27 protein-coding genes are annotated in these 24,049 nt (G+C 58.3%); 14 read left to right on the forward strand and 13 right to left on the reverse strand.

Translation table 11 applies throughout. The features are described 5' to 3' along the window. The first annotated feature begins 53 nt into the window (after window positions 1-53). The 7 genes from K9U38_RS12810 to K9U38_RS12840 all read left to right on the forward strand — a co-directional run bounded on the left by K9U38_RS12810 (window position 54) and on the right by K9U38_RS12840 (window position 6,245). Window positions 54-1,460 (forward strand): M48 family metalloprotease, encoded by a 1,407-nt coding sequence (locus K9U38_RS12810; RefSeq protein ID WP_224494732.1) that lies wholly within the window; start codon window positions 54-56, stop codon window positions 1,458-1,460. Between the two features lie 55 nt (window positions 1,461-1,515). Beyond that, window positions 1,516-2,307 carry a DsbA family protein gene (locus K9U38_RS12815; RefSeq protein WP_224494733.1) on the forward strand — a complete coding sequence of 264 codons (792 nt, stop codon included), beginning with the start codon at window positions 1,516-1,518 and terminating at the stop codon, window positions 2,305-2,307. Between the two features lie 398 nt (window positions 2,308-2,705). Beyond that, window positions 2,706-3,146 (forward strand): type II 3-dehydroquinate dehydratase, encoded by a 441-nt coding sequence (aroQ, locus tag K9U38_RS12820; RefSeq protein WP_224494734.1) that lies wholly within the window; start codon window positions 2,706-2,708, stop codon window positions 3,144-3,146. 38 nt (window positions 3,147-3,184) lie between these two features. Then, window positions 3,185-3,658, forward strand: coding sequence for an acetyl-CoA carboxylase biotin carboxyl carrier protein (gene accB, locus K9U38_RS12825; protein ID WP_224494735.1), 474 nt, complete (start codon window positions 3,185-3,187; stop codon window positions 3,656-3,658). Window positions 3,659-3,690: 32 nt separating this feature from the next. Beyond that, window positions 3,691-5,052: an acetyl-CoA carboxylase biotin carboxylase subunit gene (accC, locus tag K9U38_RS12830; protein ID WP_224494736.1), complete on the forward strand. Its 1,362-nt coding sequence runs from the start codon at window positions 3,691-3,693 to the stop codon at window positions 5,050-5,052. Window positions 5,053-5,099: 47 nt separating this feature from the next. Continuing rightward, complete coding sequence (aat, locus tag K9U38_RS12835; RefSeq protein ID WP_224494840.1) at window positions 5,100-5,669, forward strand: leucyl/phenylalanyl-tRNA--protein transferase; 570 nt, start codon at window positions 5,100-5,102, stop codon at window positions 5,667-5,669. A 162-nt stretch (window positions 5,670-5,831) separates the two neighbouring features. Beyond that, entirely contained in the window at window positions 5,832-6,245 is a 414-nt protein-coding gene (locus K9U38_RS12840) for a VOC family protein (RefSeq protein ID WP_224494737.1), read from the forward strand. A 39-nt stretch (window positions 6,246-6,284) separates the two neighbouring features. Here the strand turns inward: K9U38_RS12840 and K9U38_RS12845 are convergent, their stop codons facing one another. The 6 genes from K9U38_RS12845 to K9U38_RS12870 form a co-directional block, all read right to left on the reverse strand. Beyond that, complete coding sequence (locus K9U38_RS12845) at window positions 6,285-6,671, reverse strand: DUF2155 domain-containing protein (RefSeq protein WP_224494841.1); 387 nt, start codon at window positions 6,669-6,671, stop codon at window positions 6,285-6,287. A 158-nt stretch (window positions 6,672-6,829) separates the two neighbouring features. Then, on the reverse strand, window positions 6,830-7,228 hold the full coding sequence (locus K9U38_RS12850) for an NADH:ubiquinone oxidoreductase subunit NDUFA12 (protein ID WP_224494738.1): 399 nt from the start codon (window positions 7,226-7,228) through the stop codon (window positions 6,830-6,832). Window positions 7,229-7,301: 73 nt separating this feature from the next. After that, a complete protein-coding gene (locus K9U38_RS12855) occupies window positions 7,302-7,778 on the reverse strand; it encodes a GNAT family N-acetyltransferase (RefSeq protein WP_224494739.1) in 477 nt (158 codons plus the stop codon). A gap of 2 nt (window positions 7,779-7,780) precedes the next feature. Then, a complete protein-coding gene (locus K9U38_RS12860; RefSeq protein WP_224494740.1) occupies window positions 7,781-8,290 on the reverse strand; it encodes a GNAT family N-acetyltransferase in 510 nt (169 codons plus the stop codon). After that, window positions 8,291-9,793: an Asp-tRNA(Asn)/Glu-tRNA(Gln) amidotransferase subunit GatB gene (gene gatB / locus K9U38_RS12865; RefSeq protein WP_224494741.1), complete on the reverse strand. Its 1,503-nt coding sequence runs from the start codon at window positions 9,791-9,793 to the stop codon at window positions 8,291-8,293. 190 nt (window positions 9,794-9,983) lie between these two features. Further along, the gene (locus tag K9U38_RS12870; RefSeq protein ID WP_224494742.1) at window positions 9,984-10,847 is read right to left on the reverse strand and encodes a LysR family transcriptional regulator; all 864 of its coding nucleotides are present in this window, start codon (window positions 10,845-10,847) and stop codon (window positions 9,984-9,986) included. A gap of 116 nt (window positions 10,848-10,963) precedes the next feature. On the opposite strand from K9U38_RS12870, the gene K9U38_RS12875 reads away from it, so the two are divergent. After that, window positions 10,964-11,941 (forward strand): zinc-dependent alcohol dehydrogenase family protein, encoded by a 978-nt coding sequence (locus K9U38_RS12875; RefSeq protein WP_224494842.1) that lies wholly within the window; start codon window positions 10,964-10,966, stop codon window positions 11,939-11,941. Between the two features lie 17 nt (window positions 11,942-11,958). On the opposite strand, the gene K9U38_RS12880 is transcribed toward K9U38_RS12875, so the two are convergent. Then, window positions 11,959-12,588 (reverse strand): TetR/AcrR family transcriptional regulator, encoded by a 630-nt coding sequence (locus K9U38_RS12880; protein ID WP_224494743.1) that lies wholly within the window; start codon window positions 12,586-12,588, stop codon window positions 11,959-11,961. 92 nt (window positions 12,589-12,680) lie between these two features. On the opposite strand from K9U38_RS12880, the gene K9U38_RS12885 reads away from it, so the two are divergent. The 3 genes from K9U38_RS12885 to K9U38_RS12895 all read left to right on the forward strand — a co-directional run bounded on the left by K9U38_RS12885 (window position 12,681) and on the right by K9U38_RS12895 (window position 14,768). Next, the gene (locus K9U38_RS12885) at window positions 12,681-13,526 is read left to right on the forward strand and encodes an NAD(P)H-binding protein (RefSeq protein WP_224494744.1); all 846 of its coding nucleotides are present in this window, start codon (window positions 12,681-12,683) and stop codon (window positions 13,524-13,526) included. Continuing rightward, window positions 13,523-14,014 carry an anthrone oxygenase family protein gene (locus K9U38_RS12890; protein ID WP_224494745.1) on the forward strand — a complete coding sequence of 164 codons (492 nt, stop codon included), beginning with the start codon at window positions 13,523-13,525 and terminating at the stop codon, window positions 14,012-14,014. Before K9U38_RS12885 ends, K9U38_RS12890 begins: the two co-directional genes overlap by 4 nt. Window positions 14,015-14,120: 106 nt before the next feature. Then, entirely contained in the window at window positions 14,121-14,768 is a 648-nt protein-coding gene (locus tag K9U38_RS12895) for an FMN-binding negative transcriptional regulator (protein ID WP_224494746.1), read from the forward strand. A 44-nt stretch (window positions 14,769-14,812) separates the two neighbouring features. Here K9U38_RS12895 and K9U38_RS12900 read toward each other — a convergent pair whose 3' ends face one another. Further along, a complete protein-coding gene (locus K9U38_RS12900; RefSeq protein ID WP_370631921.1) occupies window positions 14,813-15,901 on the reverse strand; it encodes a GlxA family transcriptional regulator in 1,089 nt (362 codons plus the stop codon). A gap of 100 nt (window positions 15,902-16,001) precedes the next feature. On the opposite strand from K9U38_RS12900, the gene K9U38_RS12905 reads away from it, so the two are divergent. Further along, window positions 16,002-17,051: a class I SAM-dependent methyltransferase gene (locus K9U38_RS12905; RefSeq protein ID WP_224494747.1), complete on the forward strand. Its 1,050-nt coding sequence runs from the start codon at window positions 16,002-16,004 to the stop codon at window positions 17,049-17,051. Window positions 17,052-17,261: 210 nt separating this feature from the next. Next, window positions 17,262-18,035 carry a bestrophin-like domain gene (locus K9U38_RS12910; RefSeq protein WP_224494748.1) on the forward strand — a complete coding sequence of 258 codons (774 nt, stop codon included), beginning with the start codon at window positions 17,262-17,264 and terminating at the stop codon, window positions 18,033-18,035. 6 nt (window positions 18,036-18,041) lie between these two features. Here K9U38_RS12910 and K9U38_RS12915 read toward each other — a convergent pair whose 3' ends face one another. Continuing rightward, entirely contained in the window at window positions 18,042-18,419 is a 378-nt protein-coding gene (locus K9U38_RS12915; protein ID WP_224494749.1) for a nuclear transport factor 2 family protein, read from the reverse strand. Window positions 18,420-18,682: 263 nt separating this feature from the next. Here K9U38_RS12915 and K9U38_RS12920 point away from each other — a divergent pair, with 263 nt between their 5' ends. After that, window positions 18,683-18,940 carry a YjhX family toxin gene (locus tag K9U38_RS12920; RefSeq protein WP_224494750.1) on the forward strand — a complete coding sequence of 86 codons (258 nt, stop codon included), beginning with the start codon at window positions 18,683-18,685 and terminating at the stop codon, window positions 18,938-18,940. Window positions 18,941-18,985: 45 nt separating this feature from the next. On the opposite strand, the gene K9U38_RS12925 is transcribed toward K9U38_RS12920, so the two are convergent. The 4 genes from K9U38_RS12925 to glpX form a co-directional block, all read right to left on the reverse strand. Beyond that, complete coding sequence (locus K9U38_RS12925; RefSeq protein WP_224494751.1) at window positions 18,986-20,230, reverse strand: Y-family DNA polymerase; 1,245 nt, start codon at window positions 20,228-20,230, stop codon at window positions 18,986-18,988. A 114-nt stretch (window positions 20,231-20,344) separates the two neighbouring features. Beyond that, a complete protein-coding gene (gene recJ, locus K9U38_RS12930; RefSeq protein WP_224494752.1) occupies window positions 20,345-22,135 on the reverse strand; it encodes a single-stranded-DNA-specific exonuclease RecJ in 1,791 nt (596 codons plus the stop codon). A gap of 76 nt (window positions 22,136-22,211) precedes the next feature. Next, window positions 22,212-22,769 (reverse strand): hypothetical protein, encoded by a 558-nt coding sequence (locus tag K9U38_RS12935; protein WP_224494753.1) that lies wholly within the window; start codon window positions 22,767-22,769, stop codon window positions 22,212-22,214. Between the two features lie 196 nt (window positions 22,770-22,965). Next, the gene (gene glpX, locus K9U38_RS12940; protein ID WP_224494754.1) at window positions 22,966-23,955 is read right to left on the reverse strand and encodes a class II fructose-bisphosphatase; all 990 of its coding nucleotides are present in this window, start codon (window positions 23,953-23,955) and stop codon (window positions 22,966-22,968) included. Window positions 23,956-24,049 lie beyond the last annotated feature (94 nt).

Here is a 24,049-nt window from a genome sequence, read left to right on the forward strand (position 1 = left end):
GAGCACTGCGGGCCTCTCTTTCTTTCAAAGATCGATTTGGGTACGAATAGGACATGATTGCATTTCGAAAAATCAGTCAGAATAAATCGTTCATCGCCGTGGCGCGTACCGCGTTCGTAACGCTTATCACCGGCGCCCTTTGTGTTTCGCAAACGGTATCGACCAGGGCACAGTCGGCATCGGTACCGATTGTCCGCGACGCGGAAATCGAAGCGCTGGTCACCGACTATGCGACGCCAATCATCAAGACGGCGGGCCTTTCCAAGCAATCCATCAATATTGTTCTGGTCAACAATCGCAGTTTCAACGCGTTCGTGGATGGCCGTCGCATCTTCATCAACACGGGCGCCCTGCTCCAGGCCGAAACGCCCAACGAAATCATCGGCGTGCTCGCCCATGAAGTCGGCCATCTTGCCGGAGGCCATCAGTTCAAGCTGCGCGAGCAGCTTGCCAATGCGAAGACGATGGCCGTCGTTGCCGGGCTCGTTGGCATGGGCGCGATGGTTGCCGGGGCCGCAAGCCGCCAGGGCGGGCTAGCACAGGCCGGTGCCGGCGTCGCCATGGGCGGTACGGAAGTGGCCATGCGGGGCCTCCTCAATTACCAGCGCACGGAAGAGATGGCGGCAGACCGCTCCGCGGTCACTTATCTTGCAAACACTGGCCAATCCGCCAAGGGCATGCTGACGACGTTCGAGCGCTTCTCCAATGCCTTGGCATTAACGGGTACGCGCGCCGATCCCTACCGGATCAGCCATCCGCTGCCGCGGGAGCGCATCGCCAATCTGGAGACCTTGGCGCATGCGAGCCCCTACTTCGACAAGAAGGACAGTGCGGCCCTGCAGCAACGTCATGACATGATGCGCGGCAAGATCGCTGCCTATACCGGCGGTGGTGCAAGCGTTCTGCAAAGCTTCCGCAAGGATCCGCAGAATATCGGTGCCCGCTACGGTGATGCCATTGCGACCTATCTTAACGGGTCTTCGCAAGCAGCCATGTCGAAGATTGATGCCTTGATCAAGGAACAACCGAAGAATCCATACTTCCAGGAGATCAAGGGCGAGATCCTGCTCAAGCAGAACAAGGCAGCGGAGGCTGCGAAGGCATTCCAGAAGGCTAGTGCACTCGACTCGCGCAAATCCAGTCTCATCCGGATGAGTTACGGCCGGGCGCTGATGCTGACGGGCACTCCGGCCAATCTCAAAGAATCCGTTGATATCATCAAGGCCAGCATCGGGCGTGACCGCGAATCCCCGTCCGGCTATGCCTATCTTGCACAGGCCTATGGACAACTGGGCGATATGCCCCGTTCCGATCTCGCCAGTGCCGAAGAAAAATACTATTCCGGCAAGATCCAGGAGGCTCAAATCTTCGCGACCAGAGCTCAACGCGGCTTGAAAAGCGGCACGCCCGAGTGGATACAGGCCCAGGACATCATCAGTACCAAACGCAAAAGTAAATGAGACGCTGCGCCGCCGCCTCTCCTGAAGCACGGAATTTGAAAAAGGACAGTTCATAATGACAAAAGTCGCTCTGATTGGCGCAGCCGCAGGTCTTGTCGGCCTCGCAGCTCTCGCTCTGGGCTATCAGGCAGGTCGGACCCATGTGGCAGATGCCGCGCCGGATACAACAACGATTCCGGCAGCAACGTCGGACCGGGCCGAGATCGAGGGCATTGTCCGAAACTATCTGATCAACAATCCCGAGGTCATGATCGAGGTACAGACCGCGCTCAACGCCAAGCAGGAAGCGGCTCAGAAAGAAGCGTCCACGCAGGTTATCAGTGAAAACAAGGACAGGATTTTCCTGTCCCCGATGGACGCCGTCTTCGGGAACCCCAATGGCGACGTGACGATCGTGGAGTTCTTCGATTACAATTGCGGCTATTGCAAAAAGGCGCTTCCGGACATGGATGCATTGCTGCAAAGCGATCCGAACCTGCGCTTTGTCATGAAGGAATTTCCAATCCTCGGTGCCGATTCGACCCGTGCGCACATGGTCGCGAAGGCCTTCAAGGCCGTCATGCCGGACAAGTATCTTGAGTTCCACCGGGATCTGTTGGGCGGTGAAGGCCGTGCCACGGAAGAATCGGCAATGGCTATTGCGGTCAAACTCGGTGCCGATGAGACTCAAATCCGCGAGAAGATGAAATCCCCCGAGGTTGCTGCTGCTTTCCGCGACAATTACGAGCTCGCAAACAGTTTGAGCATAACGGGAACGCCGTCCTATGTCGTTGGCAACGAAGTCGTGCCAGGTGCGCTCGGCGCCGATGCACTGGCCGAGCGGATCAGCCATATTCGCAACCAATAGAGTAAATATGACGCATTCTGCCGGAGGGAATTCGCGGACAAGGTCGAGGGGTTTGGCGAGGCCGATGTTTATTAATCGGACGAAGCTGAAGCCCGAAGGATTTGGACCGAATTCACCCGGCCATTCGGGTTTCCGCCCCTCGATGAACTCGGGAGGCGGACACCCACTTTGTCACGCGGCTTCGTCGGATGCAAAAACATCGGCCTTGCCACCTTCCGCGTGGATTGTCGGCTATCCGAGAAACAGAATTGCGCCATATTTGCCGTCCGATACTCTAAATCTTTACTTCTGACTGGGAAAACCCTTTGTGGACAAGCAATAACGTAACTTTGCGGGCTTTTCGCTTGCCGATAAGCCGTCTATATGGGACCACGATTTCGCAAACCGTCCGGTAAATCATGAAGCAGCAAATCTTTATTCTCAACGGCCCGAACCTCAACATGCTGGGAAAGCGTGAGCCGGGGATCTACGGTGCGACGACATTGAGCGATATCGAAGCGTTGTGCCGTGCGGAAGGTGAAAACCTTGGTGTCGAAATCGTGTTTCGCCAGTCCAACCACGAGGGTGATCTGGTCAGCTGGATTCAGGAGGCAGGCGAGCGTCAAGCATTGGTTTTGATCAATCCCGCCGCCTACACGCATACATCCATCGCATTGCATGACGCCATCCGCGCGGCCTCTGTAACGCTGGTGGAAGTTCATCTCTCGAATATTCACGCGCGCGAGTCATTCCGCCACCACTCCTATGTTTCCTCTTTGGCCAAAGGGGTGATATGTGGCTTCGGAGTCGATGGCTACGTGATGGGCCTGCGCGCACTCATCAAGCTGGCGTCGCAATAGCCGACGCTGCCGAACAGAAATAAGGGGCTTGAAAAAGCATGGCTAACAGAAACACCGGGATCGACAAGGTCATGATCCGCGACCTCGCGGAAATCCTGAACGAAACGGACCTCACGGATATCGAGATCGAACAGGGCGACCTTCGTATTCGTGTATCGAGGCAGGTCACGGTCCAGGCGGCGGCGCCACAACCGTTTTATGCGCAGGCCCCTGCAGCTGCTCCTGCGGCCGCGACGGCGCCTGCTGCTCCCGTTGCAACCCCGGCCGGCGATCCCTCCAAGAATGCTATCCCCTCGCCCATGGTCGGGACCGTATACATGGCTCCCGCGCCGGGTGCGCGCAACTTCATCGAGGTGGGAACGCAGGTCAAGGAAGGCCAGACGCTGCTGATCATCGAGGCGATGAAAACAATGAACCAGATCCCCTCGCCACGCGCCGGGACGGTCACTTCAATCCTCGTCAGCGACAGCCAGCCTGTCGAATACGGCGAATTGCTGGTCGTGATTGAGTAAGTTCCCGGAAGCTTGAGCAGATCGAGAGCGTAATGTTTCAGAAAATCCTCATAGCCAACCGTGGCGAAATTGCATTGCGCGTCCTGCGTGCGTGCAAAGAGCTTGGCATACAGACCGTCGCCGTTCACTCGACGGCTGACGCTGACGCGATGCATGTGCGGCTTGCCGACGAAAGCGTCTGCATAGGACCGCCTCCCTCACGCGAGAGCTATCTGAATATCCATCAGATCGTTGCTGCCTGCGAAATCACCGGCGCCGATGCGATCCACCCCGGATACGGATTCCTTTCGGAAAACGCCAAGTTCGCCGAGATTCTCGAGGCACACAACATCACATTCATTGGCCCCACCGCAGCACATATTCGTGTCATGGGCGACAAGATCGAAGCCAAGCGCACTGCAAAGCGCCTCGGCATCCCGGTCGTTCCAGGTTCGGATGGCGGCGTGACGGACGACAAGGAAGCCGCCCGGATCTGCGCTGAAATCGGCTACCCCGTCATCATCAAGGCTTCTGCCGGCGGCGGCGGCCGCGGCATGAAGGTCGCCATGAACGAGGAGGAGCTCTCCGTAGCTCTCTCCACGGCACGAACAGAAGCAGGCGCTGCCTTTGGCGATGATGCCGTCTACATCGAAAAATACCTGCAGAAGCCCCGCCATATCGAAGTCCAGATCATGGGCGACGGCAATGGCAAGGCGGTGCATCTCGGCGAACGTGACTGCTCGCTGCAGCGCCGCCACCAGAAAGTCTGGGAAGAGGCCAACTCGCCTGCGCTCAATTCCGATGCGCGCGAGCGCATTGGCATGATCTGCGCCAATGCGATGGCTGACATGGGTTACAGGGGCGCCGGCACCATCGAGTTCCTCTATGAAAACGGTGAATTCTACTTCATCGAGATGAATACGCGTCTCCAGGTAGAGCATCCCGTCACCGAAGCGATCACTGGCATCGACCTTGTTCATGAACAGATTCGCGTTGCCTCGGGCGGCGGCCTGTCAGTGACCCAGGATGACATCCGCTTTTCTGGTCATGCCATCGAATGCCGTATCAATGCGGAGGATCCGCGCACGTTTACGCCTTCACCAGGCAAGATCACCCATTACCATACGCCCGGCGGCCTCGGTATTCGCGTCGATTCCGGCGTCTACACGGGCTACAAGATACCGCCCTATTATGACAGCCTCATCGGCAAGCTCATCGTCCATGGGCGCAACCGTGTCGAATGCATGATGCGTCTGCGGCGGGCGCTGGACGAGTTCGTTGTGGATGGAATCAAGACCACATTGCCACTCTTCCAGGACCTGATAAACAATCCTGACATTGCCAATGGCGATTATGATATTCATTGGCTGGAAAAATATCTGGCTGGCGACACAGCAGACACTGCAGAAGAATAGGCATGTCGGGTAGAGACCCGGAAGAGATCTTCAGAATTGACCCCGCGTTGCTGTTGCGCGCCTATGCGACCGGGGTCTTTCCCATGGCTGAAGAAGCCGACAATCCTGAAATTTTCTGGGTTCGTCCTGAAAAACGCGGCATCATTCCCTTCGAGAATTTTCACGTTTCACGCAGCCTGCGCAAGGTTGTCCGGCAGGGTCGCTTCGATATTCGCAGGGATACCGACTTCGCCGGCGTCATTGACGGTTGCGCCAGTGGTAGCGGTGAAAGAGCCCGTACCTGGATCAACGGGCCCATTCGCGAGGCCTATTCCAGGCTGTTCGACCTAGGCTATTGTCACACGGTGGAAGCCTGGCACGACGGAGAACTGGTCGGCGGCCTCTATGGCATCGCACTTGGCTCTGCCTTCTTCGGCGAAAGCATGTTTTCGCGCCAAAGAGACGCTTCGAAGGTCTGCCTCGTCCATCTCGTCAGCCATCTGATCGAGAAGGGCTATACTTTGCTCGATACGCAGTTCACCACCAACCACCTGGAATCATTCGGTGCCGTCGAGGTCCCGCGCCGCCAGTATCAGAAGATGCTGGAGAATGCGCTGGCGCAGCCGGCGGAATTCTAGGTTGCCATCACTTCTGATCGCCGTGTCATACGATCACATTGCCGTGTTAGCATGAAGCCGTGCACGCACGATGCATCACAATGCAACAATTTTTATTTGCGGATGTCGGGTTAACCTCCACCCGTTCGTCCTAGATGCGGCAAGTCCAGAAGGAGATCTATCATGAAAGTAAATCCATACCTGCTTTTTGACGGACAATGCGAACAAGCATTCAAGTTTTACGAAGACGTATTGGGTGGCAAGATCGAGGCGATGATCCGATTTGACGAAATGCAAGAGAGTGGTGACTATCCGCCCGAGTCCGCGAAGAAAATCATGCATGTGTCATTGAGGTTCGGTGACAATGTCCTGATGGGATCCGACGATCCATCTCCCAATTTTCAGAAGGCACAGGGCATGAGCGTTGCCCTTCACACGGAAACGCCAGCCGACGCAGAGGGCATATTTGCGGCTCTTTCAAGGGACGCAACAACCATGATCATGCCTATCGGTGAAACGTCCTGGGCGCTACGGTTTGGAATGTTTGTCGATCGGTTCGGCACGCCCTGGATGATCAACTGCTCCAAGCCGATGTAATCTTCAATACATCCAGCGCGGCCGGTTAAATCGGCCGCCTCATCCCTTGTCGGGTGCAGGTACGTCCGACTTCTGCTTGCAGCTTTTCAGCCAGACGTCATAGACCGGATGCTCGACCGCATTGAGCCCCGGGCTGTCAGCGAACATCCAGCCGGAAAAAATCCGGCGAATCTTCCGATCGAGCGTAATCTCATCGACTTCCACGAACGTGTCCGTCTTCGGCGCTTCAGTATCGGGACGCGTGTAGCAGGCACGCGGCGTAAGTTGCAGCGCCCCGAACTGCACCGTCTCGTCGATATAGACGTCAAAGCTGGTGATGCGGCCGGTGATCTTGTCGAGGCCTGAAAACACCGCGATCGGGTTGGTAATCTTTTCATCGGCATATGCCCGCATACCGGACGCCAGGGACACCAGGCTCAAAGCCATCAAACCGATTACGACAAGGCGCGCATTCATGCGGAAGGGAAAGGACAGAGTCGAGCGGATCATTTCACTTCCGGTTCAAGGTTGCCAGGGAGATAGCGATTCCAGCCGTCGATAATGACCAATTGTGGCAGAAGAAGATCAGGCGACAATTGCCGGGATCATGAACCGGGCGTCCAGGCATCGTAATCGCCGGTGACCGTAGGGCGGTTGTCGCCATGAGCGATGGAGCCTTTCGGGTGGTATGCGGCCGGGGACCCCGTCAAGTTGGGCTGATGGTTCTTTTCCCACGCATAGGGCTTGTAGTTTTCGCTTGAAGGCGGCGTGTCGACCCGGTGGTGGATCCAGCCATGCCATCCAGCAGGAATAGCAGAAGCTTCGGCATAGCCGTTATAGATGACCCAGCGCCGCTTTCGCCCTTCGGAATCAAACGTACCCTCATAGTAAACGTTGCCGAACTGGTCGGTGCCCACCTTCGTACCCTTGCGCCATGTGAAAAACCGGGTACCGAGGGTCTGTCCGTTCCACCAAGTGAAAAACTGGGTAATGAAAGTCTTCATGGCTGTCCTGCTTTGTCCATAACGCTATGGCAATTCATCGGTTTATGGCCGTATCACTGGCCGATAGCAAGGGTCAAGTTGACGCGTGATCCAACCGCATCTTGAAACCGGCATGGGTCTTCTCGAAACCGAGCCGCTGGTAAAATCGGTGGGCATCCGCGCGTTTGGCGTTGGACGTCAGTTGCACGAGTGTGATGCCTCGTTCCCTCGCCACGTCGAGGCAATGAATAATCAGCCGGGAGCCAACACCCTTGCCGCGCATGTCGGCGCGGGTCTGAACGGCTTCAATGGCCATTCGGCGGGTGCCTCGCCCGGTCAGGGAGGTGATGAAAGTCACTTGGGCCGTGGCCACGACGTCACCTTCAACGACACCAACAAATAGCAGGTCGTTGGGGCTTTCCTCGATGGCCGTGAACGCACTTTCATATTGCGGCAGCGCGACGGGATCGGTCGTGTCACCATGGCCGCCGACCGAATCTTCTGCAAAAAGCCTGATCAGCGACGGCAGATCATCGCGCGTAGCGTCACGAACGGTCAGACTGGTGTCCATGCTCACGGCGCCAGCTCATACCCTGTCAGCGATTTCTCAAGCACGACAACAGATATGCCGGAATTCGGCTCACCCCAATTCTCCGTGCGGCCATTGGTCCGTTCGAACCCCCTGCTTTCATAAAAGCGGATAGCATTTTGATTTTTCTCGATAACCTCGAGTTGCAATGCAAACACGCCCGGGAAAGCACTCTCCACTTCCGCAAGCAGGAGGGAGCCGACGCCCTGCTTTTGATATTCCGGGTGCACGTAAAGCTGGTTGAGAATGGACAGCTTGTGATCCTTCTGCGACGCATATGCCATGCCCAATATGTCAGCGCCATCATCGGCAATGATGAACTCGGAATAGGGCTTGGCCAGCTGCTTCTTCAACGCGTCCAGCGAATGATAACGATTGGTAATGGCGTTGACCTTCTCGACGCCATATACATCGTCATACGTCGCGTGCCAGGTAAGGGCGAGCATGTCCCGGACAGTGTCCAGATCTTCCTTGGTGGCGCTGCGAACCCACATTTAGTCGACGATCCCAAGCTTGGACTTGACCAGGTCGCTCACTGCCTGCGGATTGGCCTTGCCGCCCGTCGATTTCATCACTTGTCCGACAAACCAGCCGGCAAGGCTCGGTTTTGCCTTCGCCTGTTCGACCTTGTCCGGGTTGGCGGCGATGACGTCGTCGACAGCCTTTTCGATCGCGCCCGTATCGGTGACCTGCTTCATGCCGCGGCTTTCGACCAGCTCGCGCGGATCACCACCCTCGTTCCAGACGATTTCGAACAAATCCTTGGCGATCTTGCCGGAAATGGTGCCTTCCTTGATCAGGTCGATCACTGCACCGAGCTGCGCCGGCGAAACCGGGGATTCCTCGATGCCCTTGCCGGCCTTGTTCAAGGCGCCCAACAAATCATTGATGACCCAATTGGCCGACTGCTTGCCGTCACGTCCGTCTGCAACAGCCTCATAATAATCGGCAATGGCCTTCTCGGTCACCAGGATCGATGCATCATAGACAGAAAGCCCCTGCTCGGAGACAAGGCGGGTCTTCTTGTCGTCCGGCAATTCCGGAAGGTCCGCCTTCAATTCATCGACATAGGCTTGTTCGAATTCGAGCGGAAGCAGATCAGGATCGGGGAAATAACGGTAATCATGCGCCTCCTCCTTGGATCGCATCGAGCGCGTTTCACCCTTTACCGGATCGAACAGGCGCGTTTCCTGATCAATCGATCCACCATCTTCAAGGATAGCGATCTGGCGGCGTGCCTCATATTCGATTGCCTGTCCGACAAAACGGATCGAGTTGACGTTCTTGATTTCGCAACGCGTGCCAAATTCGCCACCGGGCCTGCGTACGGAGACGTTGACGTCGGCGCGCATCGAGCCCTCGTCCATATTGCCGTCACACGTGCCGAGGTAGCGGACGATGGTGCGAAGTTTGGTCAGGTAGGCCTTCGCCTCGTCGGACGAACGCATATCCGGCTTGGATACGATTTCCATCAGCGCGACACCGGACCGGTTCAGGTCGACATAGGACATGGTCGGGTTCTGGTCGTGCAGCGACTTTCCGGCATCCTGCTCGAGATGCAGGCGCTCGATGCCGATCTCGATGTCCTCGAACTCGCCCTTTTTGTCGGGGCCGACCGAAATGATCATCTTGCCTTCGCCGACGATGGGCTGCTTGAACTGCGAAATCTGGTAGCCCTGCGGCAAATCCGGATAGAAATAGTTCTTGCGGTCAAACACGGATTTCAGGTTGATCTGCGCCTTCAGACCAAGCCCGGTTCGAATGGCTTGGCGTACGCACCATTCATTGATCACCGGCAACATGCCTGGCATCGCGGCATCGACCAGCGACACATTCTCATTCGGCTCGGCGCCGAAAGTCGTGGACGCACCGGAAAACAGTTTCGAATTGGAGGTGACCTGCGCATGAACTTCCATGCCAACGACGATCTCCCAATCGCCTGTGGCACCGGAAATGAAACGCTTGGGTTCGGGCGTACGGGTATCAACGAGAGTCATGCTGGCCTGTCATTCCTGGCTAAAAAATTCTCTCCATTGGCTAGTGCAATCCGTCTGATGAGGCAAGTGTTTCTCAACTTCTTCGTCCGAAGAATGAGGAAATGCCGGCCTTGATGACAACCTTGGCCGATCCACCAAAGTCGGGGTTTACCTTTTAACGCGTCTGCCTTGGCGGGACACGGCTGACAGATCAGCCGCGCAGATGGTCCTTGCCAAGATGCCCAAGGACCACATCCAGCAAAGCCCGCAGTCGAGGCAGCCGTCTCAGGTCGCGATGGTAACCCAACCATGTGTCACGGCCGGGCGGTTGATCCGGTATGTCCACAAGTCTGATGTCCTTCATGGTATCGCCCAACGGTCTTGGAAGCACAGCCAGGCCCACTCCCCTTGCGCAGAGAGAAGCCTGCACCTCCCGGTTGTTGCTGCGCATTGCAACTGTCGCATTGGGAAATTGGCGGTTCAGCCATTCGACGTCGGGCATCCCGCCAAAGGCCTCGTCCATGGTCACCAGCTTGACCCCTTCCCCGCCCACTGCGGGATCGGAGGTTCCGATCGGCGCATACAGACCATAGTCAATATGAACGAGCCGCCGCGAAACGACGTTGGCTTCGGTGAATGGCTTGATTCTGAACACAAGGTCCGCTTCACGCCGCGCAAGATCGAGAAGACGGAAATCCGTAACGAGTTCGACCACAACCCTTGGATAGATAGTGTGGAAGTCCGCAAGAATTGGTGACAGGACGTGCAGGCCGAACCAGTCGGAACAGGATAGGCGTATCACACCGTCGAGCTGCCGCTCCTGGCCTGCAAGTTGCCTCTGCAAGCCAAGCATCTCTTCTTCCATTCGCTCCGCATGCGGAAGAGCAAGCGCACCCTCATCCGTCAGCACGAACCCCTCGGCAGTCCGCTGAAACAGTGAATGGCCAGCGGCTTCCTCGAATGCCCTCAGTCGCCTGCCCATGGTTGGCTGGGTAAGACCAACCTGGCGCGCAGCCGCGCCCAAGGTTCCTTCCCTGGCAATGGCCAGAAATATTCTGACATCACTCCATTCCATGAATTGCCCACCCATACAAAAATGCATGAACATCATGCATTTAATTTCATTTTCATTCAAGAAAGAACACAGCATGCTCGGGCAACTCGAACACAGGATTGATACAAATGGACACCATGAAGGTTGAGATGACCGAGCAAAACGGCTCTACATTTCATCAGACAACCGCTGCACGGCCGGTCGCTGCGGCCGGAGAGGTGCTCGTGCGCATTGCGGCGAGCGGCGTAAACCCGCTCGATACAAAAATACGGGCGGGCAATGCGGCGCACGCGGCACACCCGCTTCCGGCAATCCTCGGTATCGACCTTGCGGGCGTGGTCGAGGCTGTCGGAGGAGAGGTGAGCGGGTTCAATCCGGGTGATGAAGTATATGGTATGACGGGTGGTGTCGGTGGCATTCAAGGCTCGCTCGCCGAATATTCGGCCGTCGACGCAAGGCTGCTGGCATTGAAGCCGTCAACCCTGTCCATGCGCGAAGCGGCCTCGCTGCCGCTTGTTTTCATCACCGCCTGGGAGGGCCTGGTCGACCGGGCGAAGGTCAAACGTGGACAGAAAGTCCTGGTTCTCGGTGGTGCAGGCGGTGTCGGTAACATGGTGGTGCAGATTGCCACATCTTTTGACGCAGATGTCTACGCCGTCGATGGCCCGCAAAAGGCCGACTACATCCGGAGTATTGGAGCAACTGCCATTGATCGTTTGGAGGACGTCAACGAATACGTATCCCGATACACGCAAGGCCACGGCTTTGACGTCGTGTACGACACCCTCGGCGGGACAGGCCTGGATACAGCTTTCAACGCAGTGGCTCGCTTCGGTCATGTGGTCAGCAGTCTCGGCTGGGGAACGCATTCCCTTGCTCCCCTGTCGTTCAAGGCGGCAACCTATTCAGGAGTGTTTACATTGTTGCCGCTGCTGACCGGCGAAGGCCGGGCCCATCACGGCGATATCCTTCGTGAAGCGACCAGGCTCGCAGAAGCGGGCAAGTTGGTTCCAAGGCTTGATCCGCGCCGGTTCGACATGACCAATGTCGCTGCTGCACATCGACTGATCGAGACCCGACAGGCAAACGGAAAACTCGTCATCGATATCGGGTAGTTTTCACTAGCCCCTGGCTAGGGTTGCAAACCCTCGAGCATCTCGCGCAGCACCATGCGCTTATAGTATTCCACCAGCGCAGCACCCTCGCTGCGCTCCACCGATATGGCGAGGCGCATTGTGGCTTCACCGAGTTGCATGATGAGGAAACTTGAGGTTTCAAGTTCCGTCCAGTCCGCCATGGGATCGACGCGTGCCCGCGCCGCCGCCAACACAGCGCCATTGATCCGGCTATCGGCAAGGTCAATGTCACGCAGTGCAGTGTCGGCTTGCGTGCCCGACCAGATGTCCCGCATCACCGGTTCGGCCAGGAACATCGCGTAGTATATGTCGATCAACGCCCCGAAGGCGTTGCGGAGCCCTTCAATGTCCCGCACGTCCTGCAGGTTCTCTGCAATACAGGCCTGGCCGGCATCATTGTAGCGTTCTGCCAGCGTACGGATGATAGACCCCTTGTCCGGGAAGTACTGGTAGAGGGAGCCGATGGAAATGCCTGCCATTTCGGCCACGTCGCTCATGCGCATGCCGTCGCTTCCACCGCGCTCGATCAAGGCCGATGCACAGGCAAGAATTCGCTCCACCCGCTCGCGGCTGCGCTTCTGCGTCGGTTCCCGCCTCGCGCCTTCAATGGCCGTATTCTGATTCATGAGTATTCCTCACATTCCGCTTGACTCCCATAATATGAGGATTTATCACATTTGCAAATATGAGACATACTCATGTTTAAAGGGAGATGAAAATGACCACTTTCCATGCCTCGCGATTTCCTGTTCTCATCGTTGGCGGCACCGGCAAGACCGGACGCCGCGTCGCCGAGCGTCTGACAGCGCGAGGCATTCCGGTTCGCCTTGGCTCTCGCAGCGGCAACCCCGTCTTCGACTGGGAGAATCCCGCCACCTGGACAACCGCTCTGGACGGGGTATCGGCGGCCTATATCACCTACTACCCCGATCTCGCAGTGCCCGGCGCAGCCGAAGCCGTCGGCGAACTCGCCCGCCTTGCCATCCGCAAGGGCGTCAAGCGCCTCGTCCTCCTCTCCGGCCGCGGCGAACCGGAAGCGCAGCGCGCCGAACAGATGCTGCAGGCATCGGGCGCGGACTGGACCATTGTTCGTGCCAGCTGGTTCATGCAGAACTTCAGCGAGAGCATGCTCGTCGGCCCAATCCTGGCCGGTCGGATGGCGTTGCCGGTCGATCGCGTGCGCGAACCTTTCATCCATGCCGACGATATCGCCGATGTGGTTGCGGCTGCCCTCACCGATGATCGCCATATCGGCCAGCTCTACGAGGTCACCGGACCTCGGATGCTCACCTTCGCCGAAGCCACCGCTGAAATAGGCGCGGCCGCCGGGCGCACCATCGACTACCGCACCATCACGCCGGATGCGTTCATGCAGGACCTCGAACGCGAGCAGGCACCAGCCGACATCGCCGCACTCGTCAACGAACTGTTCTCGGTCGTGCTCGACGGCCGCAACGAATATTTGACCGACGGCGTTCAACAAGCTCTCGGCCGTAGCCCCCGTGATTTCAGCGAATATGCGCGCGAAACGGCCGCAACAGGCATCTGGGAGGGCGCGAAATGATCGCCCTCATCCCACTCCTCACACTTGTGGCCGCGCTTGGAACCGGCTTGATGGCTGGCTTGTTCTTCGCCTTTTCCAGTTTCATCATGGCAGCGCTGGCCAGGCTGCCTGCCGAGCAAGGCATCGCCGCCATGAACTCGATCAACGTCACCATTCTCAACGCCACATTCGGCCTCGCCTTTTTCGGCACGGCGGCGCTTTGTGTCGTGCTTGGCATCGTCAGTATCCTGTACTGGCCCGCTCCTGGCTCGGCATGGCTGCTGGCAGGAAGCCTGCTCTACCTCGTTGGCACGATCGCGGTCACCATGGTGTTCAACGTTCCGCTCAATGATGCACTGGCCGCGATTGCACCGGCGAGCCAGGAAGGCGCGGCCCTTTGGACCCGCTACTTCGCCGAATGGCTGCCGTGGAACCATGTGCGCACGCTCGCAAACATCGCCGCGCTCATCGCATTCATTTCCGCCCATGCTAGGCAGGCCGCCCTGTAACAGCTGCCCCTGCACAACGCGGCCGCCTGCGTTGTTTCGATATCGGGTTGAGAAAAACAAGCCCTTCGGGCACAATCCGGCCATCAAAGACCAGGAGCAACCCGCAATGTACCAGCCGCCGCATTTCCGCGAGGACAGGCTTGAAATCCAGCACGAGCTGATCAAGGCGCACCCGCTCGGCCTGATGATCTCGACTGGCGAAGAGGGTCCGCTGGCCAATGCCATTCCGTTCCTGCTCGATGCGGATGCCTCACCCAAGGGGACATTGCGGGCTCACCTCGCCCGCGCCAATCCGCAATGGCGCGCCCTGGCTGCAGATGGCCGGGCACTCGTCGTCTTCCAGGGCGCCGACAGCTACGTGACGCCGTCGTGGTATGCCACGAAACGGGAGACCGGCAAGGTCGTGCCCACCTGGAACTACGCCGTTGTCCAGACGCGCGGCACGGCCAGAATTATCGAAGACCGCGAGTGGCTGGCGCACCACGTTGCACAGCTCACCGGCCACAATGAAGCATCCCGTGCCGAACCTTGGGCCGTCGACGACGCGCCTCAAACCTTCATCGACGCCCAGCTCAAAGGCATCGTCGGCATCGAGATCGACATTGCAGCCATTGAAGGCAAGTGGAAGGTCAGCCAGAACCGTCCGGAAAACGATCGCATTGGCGTGGCAGACGGGCTCGAAGCCGATCAGTCCACGGCCGAAGCACGCGCCATGGCTGAGATGGTGCGACAACGGGGTGGATCGGCTCGGTAGAATTCCGCAATTGCGGACGCTGGCCATCGGCCGTTATTGAAACGTCATCCAAGTTTCGCAATGTCGGCAGCCGATGAAAATCGAACAGCAGCCTCGACATTGGCAGGCAACTTGAAACGCCGGCGATATTCGCCGGGTGTCAATCCGGCGAGCCGGCGGAACAGACGGCGGAACGATGTCAGGTCCGAATATCCAACCTCGAATGCAATCTCCTCGACCGGGCGGTCCTCGAGTTCCAGCATCTGCTTGGCTTCCTCGACCCTCAGCCATTGAATGTACTCGAGTGGCGAATAGCCGGTTGCCTTGCGGAAGCGCCGGTCGAACGACCGCTTCGGCAAGCCGGAGATGTGGAGCAACTCGGAGAGAATGTCCGCCGATTGGTAATTCAACGGCGCGTAGTCCTGGCATTTTTTGACGACCGCATCCCCGTGGTCCACGTTTGCGATCATGGATGCATATGGCAACTGACCGTCACGATGCCATTGGTAGAGGAACATCTTGGAAATGCGGATCGCTTCCGCCGTGCCCGCATGACGGGCAATCAGATACAGCGTGAGATCCTGCCATGAGGACGCGCCGCCAGCGCATACGATTGAATGGCCGGTACCTGCCTGGACCAGGATGCGCTCCTCCTTGAGGTCGACTTTCGGATACTGGCTGCGGAACAAGGGGGCATACATCCAATGGGTCGTCGCCGGCTGCCCGTCCAGAAGCCCCGCCTCGGCGAGCACGATCGAGCCCCCACAGGCGGCCAGCAATCTTGCACCTCGTCGATGCATCGCAACAATCCAGTCAAGCAGCCTGCGGTCAAGAGCCCGCAAGGATTGAGGCGTGTCGACGAGCACATTTGGAACAACGATGTAGTCCGTCTCCTCAATGGCGTCGATTGTGGCCTGAGGCATGATGGTCACGCCGGTGATCAGGGTCAAAGGACCGGGGTCTGCCGCTACCAGGCGCGGAGAAAACAGAACTTCACTTGTCGGCTCGTTTGAACTGCTTTTCCAGTTCGCGCCAGCGATCCAGAGCGTATCGAAAATTCCGTACATGATCGAGGGATCGCATTCGCGAAAAGCCACGATGCTCACCCGCAATGGCGGGTTTGCGTCTCGACAATGTGGCTCAACCTGCTTCATAGCGGCCAGTCTGCCTCTGTTGAGAACAGTTCGCAACACGTAAACAACGTCGCGAAACAGACGGCATCCCGCCGTCTGTTCGAAAGGGGTGGTTATCGCAATGGAACTGAACACCGAAAAACTGCAGTCGCTGCTGGGTGTCATGGTCAACGAGCTCGGCGCAGCACAGAACGCTGCCCTCGTGATCGTGGGAGACGAACTGGACCTTTACCGCAAGATGATGGACCGGGGCCCCGTCACGGCCGCCGAGCTGGCAAAAGCCACCAACACCAGGGAACGCTACGTCCAGGAATGGCTTTCCGCGCAGGCCGCGTCCGGATTCGTCGGATATGATGCAGAAACGGAAACGTTCGAGCTGTCTCCCGAACAGGCGGCAGTCTTCGCGATCGATGACAGTCCGGTCAACATGGTCGGAGGATTTCAGGCACTTGACGCCGTCTTTGCCGATCGTGCGAAGCTGACGCACGCGTTTCGGCATGGCGGTGGTGTTTCCTGGAAAGAGCGGTGCAGCTGCATGTTCTGCGGCACAGACCGCTTTTTCCGGCCGGGCTACAAGGCCAACCTCATCCAGCATTGGCTACCTTCGCTTGAGGGCGTCATCGAGAAACTTGAAAGCGGTGCATTGGTCGCCGATGTGGGTTGTGGTTTCGGTTCTTCGACGCTGCTCATGGCCAAGGCGTTTCCGAACTCGGAGTTCATAGGCATCGATTTTCATGGCCCTTCGATTGAACATGCGAATGAACACGCGAAAGGTATCGCCAACGTCCGCTTTGCGACTGCACGAGCACAGGATTTTGAGGGCGAGGGCTTTGACCTGGTCACAATCTTCGATGCGCTCCATGACATGGGCGACCCCGTTGGCGCCATACGTCATATAGCAAAGGCGATCGAGACCGACGGGACCCTGATGGTGGTCGAGCCGATGGCCGGCGACCATCTCTCGGACAACCTCAATCCGGTGGGCCGCGTCTTTTACGCCGCTTCAGCCAACACCTGCGTCCCTGCATCCCTGGGCCAGGAAGTGGGTGCGGCACTCGGTGCGCAAGCTGGCCAGGCCAGGCTGACGCAAGTGCTGAACGAAGGCGGCTTTTCCCGGGTACGCAGGGCAACAGGCACGCCCTTCAACATGGTACTGGAAGCCCGGCTCTAGCCCATGTCGAGAATCGATCGCGAGGGTGGCCAGCGCTACCCTCGCGATGTGATAATCCAGTGCGAGTCATCTGGCCTGCCCCCAGTAGCATTCTTCCGAAATCCACGTACATTGCAGCTTGGGGAAACCACCGGTTGCAATTGTACTGCTGTCCTCGCGCCTCAATACCTGCGTGGTCCAGCCGAGGCGACCGTATGGCGGGAGGAACGCATGGGGTTCGAAATCTTTGCCGGGGCCATATTCGTCGGTGGGACGATTGCACTGACGCTCAGCTGCTATTTCCTGATGCGGTGGATGAGCGGCAACGAGCACGAGACCCACGAAAAGGATCTGGCGAGTTCCGTGGTCTTCCGTGTCTCGGCCCTGCACGGGTTGATACTGGCGCTGGTCTTTGCCCAGGAAATGTTCGGTTATCAGCAGCTCCGGCTTCAGACCGCCACCGAGGCCAATGCCATTGCCGATGTCTACTTCGATGCCGGGCGTTATGGTGACACCGAGAAGGTGCCGATCCAGAAGGAACTCTCCGAGTATATCCGCGTCGTTATCGACAAGGAATGGCCGGGGCTCGGCAAGACAAACAGGCTGTCGCCGGAAGCCTGGGCTCAGTGGGATGAGGCTTATCGTGCAATTCTCGATCTTGTGCCGGGAAATCCCCGCCAGCAAAGCCTGCGCAGTCATATGCTCGACCGGATTTACCTCGTCTCGGAAAGCCGCACGAAGCGCGAGAGCACCGTTGCCGATTCCCTCAACGGGATATTCTGGTTCGCCGCCATTTCCGGGATGATTTTCATCGCCCTCGCCTACTATTCTTATCCGCCCACGCGCCGCAATGTTGTGTTGATCTCACTGTTTGGCGCTTATACGGGCGTCATCCTCTTCCTCATCTATGCCTTTTCAAACCCATATGCCCAACCGGCGGAGCTCAGTCCGGGCCCGTTCATAAGGCTGCAGGAACAGATCGCCAGCCTGACATCAGCAAGTTGAGCGTTTCTATTCTGTGCTGTCAGTGAAACCGCCCGGTGCCGCCTTGTGCGGGATCGACCAACCGAAATAGACCTCTGCGTCGGTGACCTTGCCATTGCGGATCGTCAGGATTTCCGTGTTGCGAAACCTGTGACCGTCCGTGCTGCGGCCCTCGTAAGTCACGAATACCTTGTCGCCCGCCGGAACGAGGTGGATAAACTCGAAGCCTGCAATGCTCCTGCTATTGGGCCAGCAGCGTTCAAAATAGGCCGCGCGATCTATGCGATTGTCGAGCGGGCTGGTGAAATGGAAATCCTCGGCGATCAGCAGCTCGATTGCGGCCCGGTCCTTCGCCACATAGGCCTCATAGGTAGCCCGGGCGACCTCCGCCATATCCTTCGCCATATCCCGCTCCTCCCTGTGATGATCCTATAATCGCGATCTGAGAGTGAAGGTTCCGAACAATCCTGCCACGCTTTGACAACCGGCCTGTGCGCGCTATATATCCGCCCTCCACCGGATGGAGTCCTTATGTCTTCTCAGTCTGAGTCCCGCTAAGGCCCCAGCTTCCTTGAAAGTTGGGGCGTGAAAACAGGAGCCCCGCGCCGATAGCTCGGCGGCGGATGCGTTCACATGGGCTTTTGCCCGTTTTCCTCAGGACTACAGACATGGACATTTCGCGCGACGAACAGCGCATTCTTCACCTGCTCGCCCAGGGCGGCAAAATTCTGCTTAAAAAGGACGAGCGCAAGACCATTCACGAGATCATCTGCCTTACCCGCGATGGTTCGCGTTACATGGCCTGCGATCTGCGGCTGTTTCGCAAGTTGAAACAGAAGCGCGCCATTGCCTCTGCCTGCGGTGGCCCTTACCGGGTCACCCGTCGCGGGCTGGAACTGGTGCGGGCAGAGCCCGACAATAGATAGGCAATGCCAACTTTCCCCACGGTGAGCGATCACCGTGGGGATTCGTCAAAAATCTTCCCGCTCCGGTATGCGTCCGAAAGCAATCTTCGAACCGATATAATTGCCCGGACCATTGACCGGACCCAGATTAAGCGCCTTCGACCCATGGCGGCTGCGAACCTTGTCGAGCATGTCCGACACGCGTTCCCACTGGCCCCGCTGCTTCATCGTTTCGCCTGTGTCAAAGAGATCGTGGGTCGCCTCGTCCTCGCTGGAAAGTTCGTGCAGCACCACCGTGACCGTGCTGATGTTTCGCATCTCGCCCGATTTCACCAGTTTCTCGTGCAAACCATTGAGACAATTAAGGAAAGTGTGGTCATCCCGCGCCGGACGAAACTGGCCCTCCAGCGTCGCCCGGCTGTCGCGTCGCACCCCGACCGTATAGCTCAGGGCACCGGCGCGATAATGGGAGCGCCGCAGGCGGCGGGCAGCGCTCAGCGTCAGCAACCTTGCGCATTGCAGCACCCGTTCCGGCGCGCGCCAATCCGGCGGCAGGTTGCGGCCATGGCCGAACATGCGCTTGACCGTCTCGGGCTTTTCTACCGCATAACCATGCAGCGCCGACACGAAACGTTCGCCTTCAACGCTGTTCCAGATGGCGCGGGCGTGCTTTGGCGCAATGTCCCACAGGCCGCCAACGGTGGTGATCCCCGCCTCGCCCAAGCGCGCTTCCATACCCTTGGAAATGCCCGGCAGGTCACGTAATTCGAGTTGCAGCAGCCGTCCCGGCAGGTCAGCATGATCAAGCATGACGAAACCGTCCGGCTTGTCCATTTCCGCCGCGATCTTGGCCAGGAGCTCGTTGACGGAAATGCCGATGGAGCAGGTAAGTACGGGTCCGAACTCATCGCGCAAGCTGCGCTTGATCCGCTCGGCAAGCGCTCCCGCTTCGTGCGCCTCCGACGCCAGCAGACTGCAGGTGACTTCATCGATGGAACGGACGGCCGCGATGGGAACGCAACGTTCGATGGTTTCCAGGATACGGTTATGCAGCTTCACATAGATGTCCGGCCGCGCCTCGATGAAGACAATGTCGGGGCATTTCTCCCTCGCCTCGCGCACCGATGTCCCGGTCTTGATACCGAGAGGCTTGGCTTCGCGGCTTGCCGCAATCACACTCGTATGCGGTGAATCGAGCGGTACCACGGCCACCGGACGTCCCCGCAATGCCGGATTCAATTGCTGCTCGGCACTGGCAAAGAAGCTGTCGAAATCCAGATACAGCTTTTCGAGATGGGTCGGCTTGCGCATGGTTCACGGTTCTCAGGTTGAGAACAAAACTAGAACATATATTTCTAAGAAAGGGAACGGGGTTTTCAGACGACTTTTCAGAAACTGGCAAAATCCTGACAGAAATCCGGAAACCTAAACGGCCTTGGCGGCGTCAATAATGCGGAATTGCGTACTGGTGGAGCCATTCCAGTGGTTGAGCGCCAAGTTGCCCGCAACATGCACGGATTGCCCTAACTCCTTGAAAAGAAAGTCTCCGAGTGGAGCTCCCTGTGCCCGGAAAGCAATGGCGTTGATGCGAGCACCGTCAGCGCCGGCCAGCGTAATCTTCACATGGGCGGTGCCCACCGTCCGCGCATCGACAAGCCGATGATGTGGCAGGACCAGCACCGGCTGCGCATGGCCGGAGCCGTAGGGACCGGCCTTCTCCAGCGTATCGAAGAGCGGAACAGTTGCACCCGCGGCACTGAGCGCGCCATCGATGGCGAGGGAAGCATTGCTGCGCAGTTCCCCGACCACTTCACTGGCATGCTCTTCGAAAAACGCCCGCAAGGCGCCCAACTTGGGACGCTCGACTGTAATCCCGGCGGCCATGGCATGACCGCCACCCTTGACCAGCAATCCCTGCTCGACCGCAATGCGCACCAGCCTGCCGAGGTCGAAGCCATTGATCGAGCGGCCGGAACCACTGCCGGTGCCATTAGCGTTGAAGGCAATTGCGAAGGCCGGACGGCGCGTCCGCTCCTTGAGCCGTGCCGCGATCAGTCCGACGATGCCGGGGTGCCAGTCGTCGCTGGCGGTCACGAGAATGGCCGGGCCAGCGCCAGCGGAAAGCTCAACCATCGCCTCGGCTTCCGCCTGCTCCAGCATGATGGTTTCCATGGCCTGGCGCTCCTGGTTGAGCCGATCGAGCTCCTCGGCAATGCGCATGGCTTCGTTGGGGTCGTCGAGTGTCAGCAGCCTGGCTCCAAGACCGGCATCGCCGATGCGGCCACCCGCATTGATCCTCGGACCGACAAGATAGGCAAAATGAAAGGCGTTCAGCGGCTCGCCGATGCGCGATACCCGCGCGAGTGCCGCCAGCCCGACATTCTGCTGCGCCCGCGCCACCAGGATCCCCTTGACCACGAATGCCCTGTTGAGCTCCTTGAGGGGTACCACATCGCATACGGTTGCCAGAGCCACCAGATCGAGAAGCGCCAGGAGGTCCGGCGCCAGCACGCCTGTGGCAATATGCTGCTCTCGTATGGTGCGCAAGGTCTGCACAAGCGTAAGGAAAACCACGCCGGCGGCACACAGATGACCCTGCCCCGACAGATCATCCTCCCGATTCGGATTGACCACCGCAAGCGCCGCAGCCGGCAGTTCGCCACCGACCTGGTGATGGTCGAGCACCACCACATCGGCTCCGGCTGCGCGCGCCGCCTCGATGGCGACAGCGCTGTTGGTGCCGCAATCCACGGTAACGATCAGTGATGCATGTCCGGCAAGCTCCTGCATGGCCGCCGCATTGGGGCCATAGCCTTCAAAAATCCGGTCCGGGATATAAATCCGGTTCGCAATGCCATAATGGGTGAGAAAACGCGATAGGATTGCCGATGAACAAGCACCATCAACGTCATAATCACCGAAAATCGCCACCTTTTCCCGCCTGGCGATGGCGATGGCGATGCGCTCCGCCGCCCGGTTCATGTCGGTCAGGGATGCGGGGTCAGGCATGAGACCCTTGATCGTGGGCTCCATGAAGGCGGCAGCCTCATCGAGGCCGACACCTCTTCCGGCAAGTACGCGTGTCACAAGATCGGGAAAGCCGTGATTTTGCGCCATGGCAAGCGCGATGTTCGCCTCGCGCTGCCCCAGCCGGTCGATCCATTTCAAACCGGTTGCCGATTGTTCCACGCCAAGGAAGAGCCGCTCAGATGTCATCCAAGCGTTCAATCATCCGGCAGGAATGAATGCAATGCTTCTAAAGATGTATCCAACGGCAATTACTGACAGTAGCTCAGTTTCCGGGCGGCAATGCGAGTTCACTGACGGCCTGGGCCATGGATGAGGCGAAATCGGCAAGCTGCCGGTCAACGACGCCCTTCGAGCTGAGGCGGTAGTTCATGACCGGTTGTATGAGCATGTAACGGCCGAGCACGCCGGTGGCGCAGACCAGGAAATCGTCCTTCTTCTGCGGATCGTCTGAACTGACACAGGCCATCGCGCGGTTGCCATAGCTGACATTCGTCCGCACTGCGACCTGGTTGGGCTGGGTGCTATGATATTGGAACGCCTGGTCGAGCAGGCTGCGCACCACGGGATCGTCCGCCCCGTCCATGACGGGATACATGCCCGCGACATTGCTCGCCCGGACACCGGTGATCGATACGATCGCACGGGCATCGACCCCAGCATATTCGGCTGTCGCGCTGAAATTCTGGGCGTCACTGGTGCGGTTGATGATCGTGAATGGTCCGGAGGTGTCGGGCAGTCCCACCAGAATGTCACTGGAACGATAGCCCTGAATCAGATCGAGATCAGCTTCCTGCGCACGCAACGGTGAGATTGCGGCCATACACAGGACCATTATACAACTGGCTAGTCCGTACCGGATATCCATGGTTGTCCCATCGGAATGAATTCCTCTGAAATCAAAATAGCAAAAATCATTTGATCCCAATAGGGTACAGTCACAAATGCCATGGAATTGATTAAAAGCAGCTGCCGGCCCCTCCTGGGACCGGCAGATCAAGTCGATGTGGAGGCGTTGCTTACTGGAACTTGGCCATATCCTGATGTTTCGCCTTGATTTCGCGCACCGTTTGCGAATGTGAACGCATCACGACGGTGTGGGTCTGGATATAGTCGCGCGCAAACTTGACGCCGGAAAGCAGATTGCCATCGGTAACGCCCGTCGCGGCAAAGAGCACATCGCCCTTGGCCATCTCTTCCATCGTATAGAGCTTCTTCGGATCGCTGATGCCCATCTTGGCGGCTCGAGCGATCTTGTCGTCGCTGTTCAGCTGCAGGCGGCCCTGCATCTGGCCACCAATGCAGCGCAGCGCCGCAGCAGCCAGTACGCCCTCCGGCGCACCGCCAATGCCGATATAGATGTCAATTCCGGTTTCGTCCGGATCCGTGGTGTGGATCACGCCCGCCACATCGCCGTCGCCGATCAATCGTATGGCAGCGCCAGTCGCACGCACTTCCTCGATCAGGCGGGCGTGGCGCGGACGGTCCATGATACAGGCGGTGATTTCGTGGAGCGGAACGCCCTTGGCCTTGGCCACGGCCGTAATGTTTTCGATGGCCGGGGCATCCAGATTGATGATGCCTTTCGGATATCCGGGGCCGACAGCAATTTTTTCCATATAGACATCAGGGGCATAGAGCAGATTGCCCTTTTCGGCGATCGCTATGACTGCCAGAGAGTTGGGCAGGTTCTTCGCGCAGATCGTGGTGCCTTCCAGGGGATCAAGCGCGATATCGACGGCTGGTCCGTTGCGTGTCCCGACCTCTTCGCCAATGTAGAGCATTGGTGCCTCGTCGCGCTCGCCTTCGCCGATCACGACCGTACCTGAGATCGGCAGCCGGTTGAGTTCCTGGCGCATGGCATCGACTGCAGCCTGATCGGCCGCCATCTCGTCGCCGCGGCCGCGCAAGCGCGCTGCAGCAACCGCGGCGCGCTCCGTTACGCGCACGAGTTCAAGGGTCAAGATACGATCGAGGCCTGCTTCGGTCTGGTCGGAAGTTTTCGGCATAATGTTTCCTGCTTTGGTGTCGACTTGCCGCATTCTGAATGAATGCAGCGCTGCTTAGCATGCGTATGCAAACCTTTTGTCAAAGTCGCAACCA

The sequence above is a fragment of the Phyllobacterium lublinensis genome (genome assembly GCF_020164435.1).
In the GTDB taxonomy this organism is placed as follows: domain Bacteria; phylum Pseudomonadota; class Alphaproteobacteria; order Rhizobiales; family Rhizobiaceae; genus Phyllobacterium; species Phyllobacterium lublinensis.

Coding starts and splice junctions, on each gene's coding strand:
- K9U38_RS12880 (WP_224494743.1), bottom strand. CDS start 12,588: ATGAATCAGAATACGGCCATTGAAGGCGCGAGGCGGGAACCGACGCAG.
- K9U38_RS12815 (WP_224494733.1), top strand. CDS start 1,516: ATGACAAAAGTCGCTCTGATTGGCGCAGCCGCAGGTCTTGTCGGCCTC.
- K9U38_RS12905 (WP_224494747.1), top strand. CDS start 16,002: ATGGAACTGAACACCGAAAAACTGCAGTCGCTGCTGGGTGTCATGGTC.
- K9U38_RS12915 (WP_224494749.1), bottom strand. CDS start 18,419: ATGGCGAAGGATATGGCGGAGGTCGCCCGGGCTACCTATGAGGCCTAT.
- K9U38_RS12900 (WP_370631921.1), bottom strand. CDS start 15,901: ATGAAGCAGGTTGAGCCACATTGTCGAGACGCAAACCCGCCATTGCGG.
- K9U38_RS12910 (WP_224494748.1), top strand. CDS start 17,262: ATGGGGTTCGAAATCTTTGCCGGGGCCATATTCGTCGGTGGGACGATT.
- K9U38_RS12935 (WP_224494753.1), bottom strand. CDS start 22,769: ATGGCCGCAATCTCACCGTTGCGTGCGCAGGAAGCTGATCTCGATCTG.
- K9U38_RS12840 (WP_224494737.1), top strand. CDS start 5,832: ATGAAAGTAAATCCATACCTGCTTTTTGACGGACAATGCGAACAAGCA.
- K9U38_RS12860 (WP_224494740.1), bottom strand. CDS start 8,290: ATGTGGGTTCGCAGCGCCACCAAGGAAGATCTGGACACTGTCCGGGAC.
- K9U38_RS12885 (WP_224494744.1), top strand. CDS start 12,681: ATGACCACTTTCCATGCCTCGCGATTTCCTGTTCTCATCGTTGGCGGC.
- K9U38_RS12895 (WP_224494746.1), top strand. CDS start 14,121: ATGTACCAGCCGCCGCATTTCCGCGAGGACAGGCTTGAAATCCAGCAC.
- K9U38_RS12920 (WP_224494750.1), top strand. CDS start 18,683: ATGGACATTTCGCGCGACGAACAGCGCATTCTTCACCTGCTCGCCCAG.
- K9U38_RS12845 (WP_224494841.1), bottom strand. CDS start 6,671: ATGGCTTTGAGCCTGGTGTCCCTGGCGTCCGGTATGCGGGCATATGCC.
- K9U38_RS12810 (WP_224494732.1), top strand. CDS start 54: ATGATTGCATTTCGAAAAATCAGTCAGAATAAATCGTTCATCGCCGTG.
- K9U38_RS12875 (WP_224494842.1), top strand. CDS start 10,964: ATGAAGGTTGAGATGACCGAGCAAAACGGCTCTACATTTCATCAGACA.
- aroQ (WP_224494734.1), top strand. CDS start 2,706: ATGAAGCAGCAAATCTTTATTCTCAACGGCCCGAACCTCAACATGCTG.
- K9U38_RS12855 (WP_224494739.1), bottom strand. CDS start 7,778: ATGGACACCAGTCTGACCGTTCGTGACGCTACGCGCGATGATCTGCCG.
- recJ (WP_224494752.1), bottom strand. CDS start 22,135: ATGACATCTGAGCGGCTCTTCCTTGGCGTGGAACAATCGGCAACCGGT.
- K9U38_RS12890 (WP_224494745.1), top strand. CDS start 13,523: ATGATCGCCCTCATCCCACTCCTCACACTTGTGGCCGCGCTTGGAACC.
- accC (WP_224494736.1), top strand. CDS start 3,691: ATGTTTCAGAAAATCCTCATAGCCAACCGTGGCGAAATTGCATTGCGC.
- K9U38_RS12870 (WP_224494742.1), bottom strand. CDS start 10,847: ATGGAATGGAGTGATGTCAGAATATTTCTGGCCATTGCCAGGGAAGGA.
- glpX (WP_224494754.1), bottom strand. CDS start 23,955: ATGCCGAAAACTTCCGACCAGACCGAAGCAGGCCTCGATCGTATCTTG.
- accB (WP_224494735.1), top strand. CDS start 3,185: ATGGCTAACAGAAACACCGGGATCGACAAGGTCATGATCCGCGACCTC.
- K9U38_RS12850 (WP_224494738.1), bottom strand. CDS start 7,228: ATGAAGACTTTCATTACCCAGTTTTTCACTTGGTGGAACGGACAGACC.
- K9U38_RS12925 (WP_224494751.1), bottom strand. CDS start 20,230: ATGCGCAAGCCGACCCATCTCGAAAAGCTGTATCTGGATTTCGACAGC.
- gatB (WP_224494741.1), bottom strand. CDS start 9,793: ATGACTCTCGTTGATACCCGTACGCCCGAACCCAAGCGTTTCATTTCC.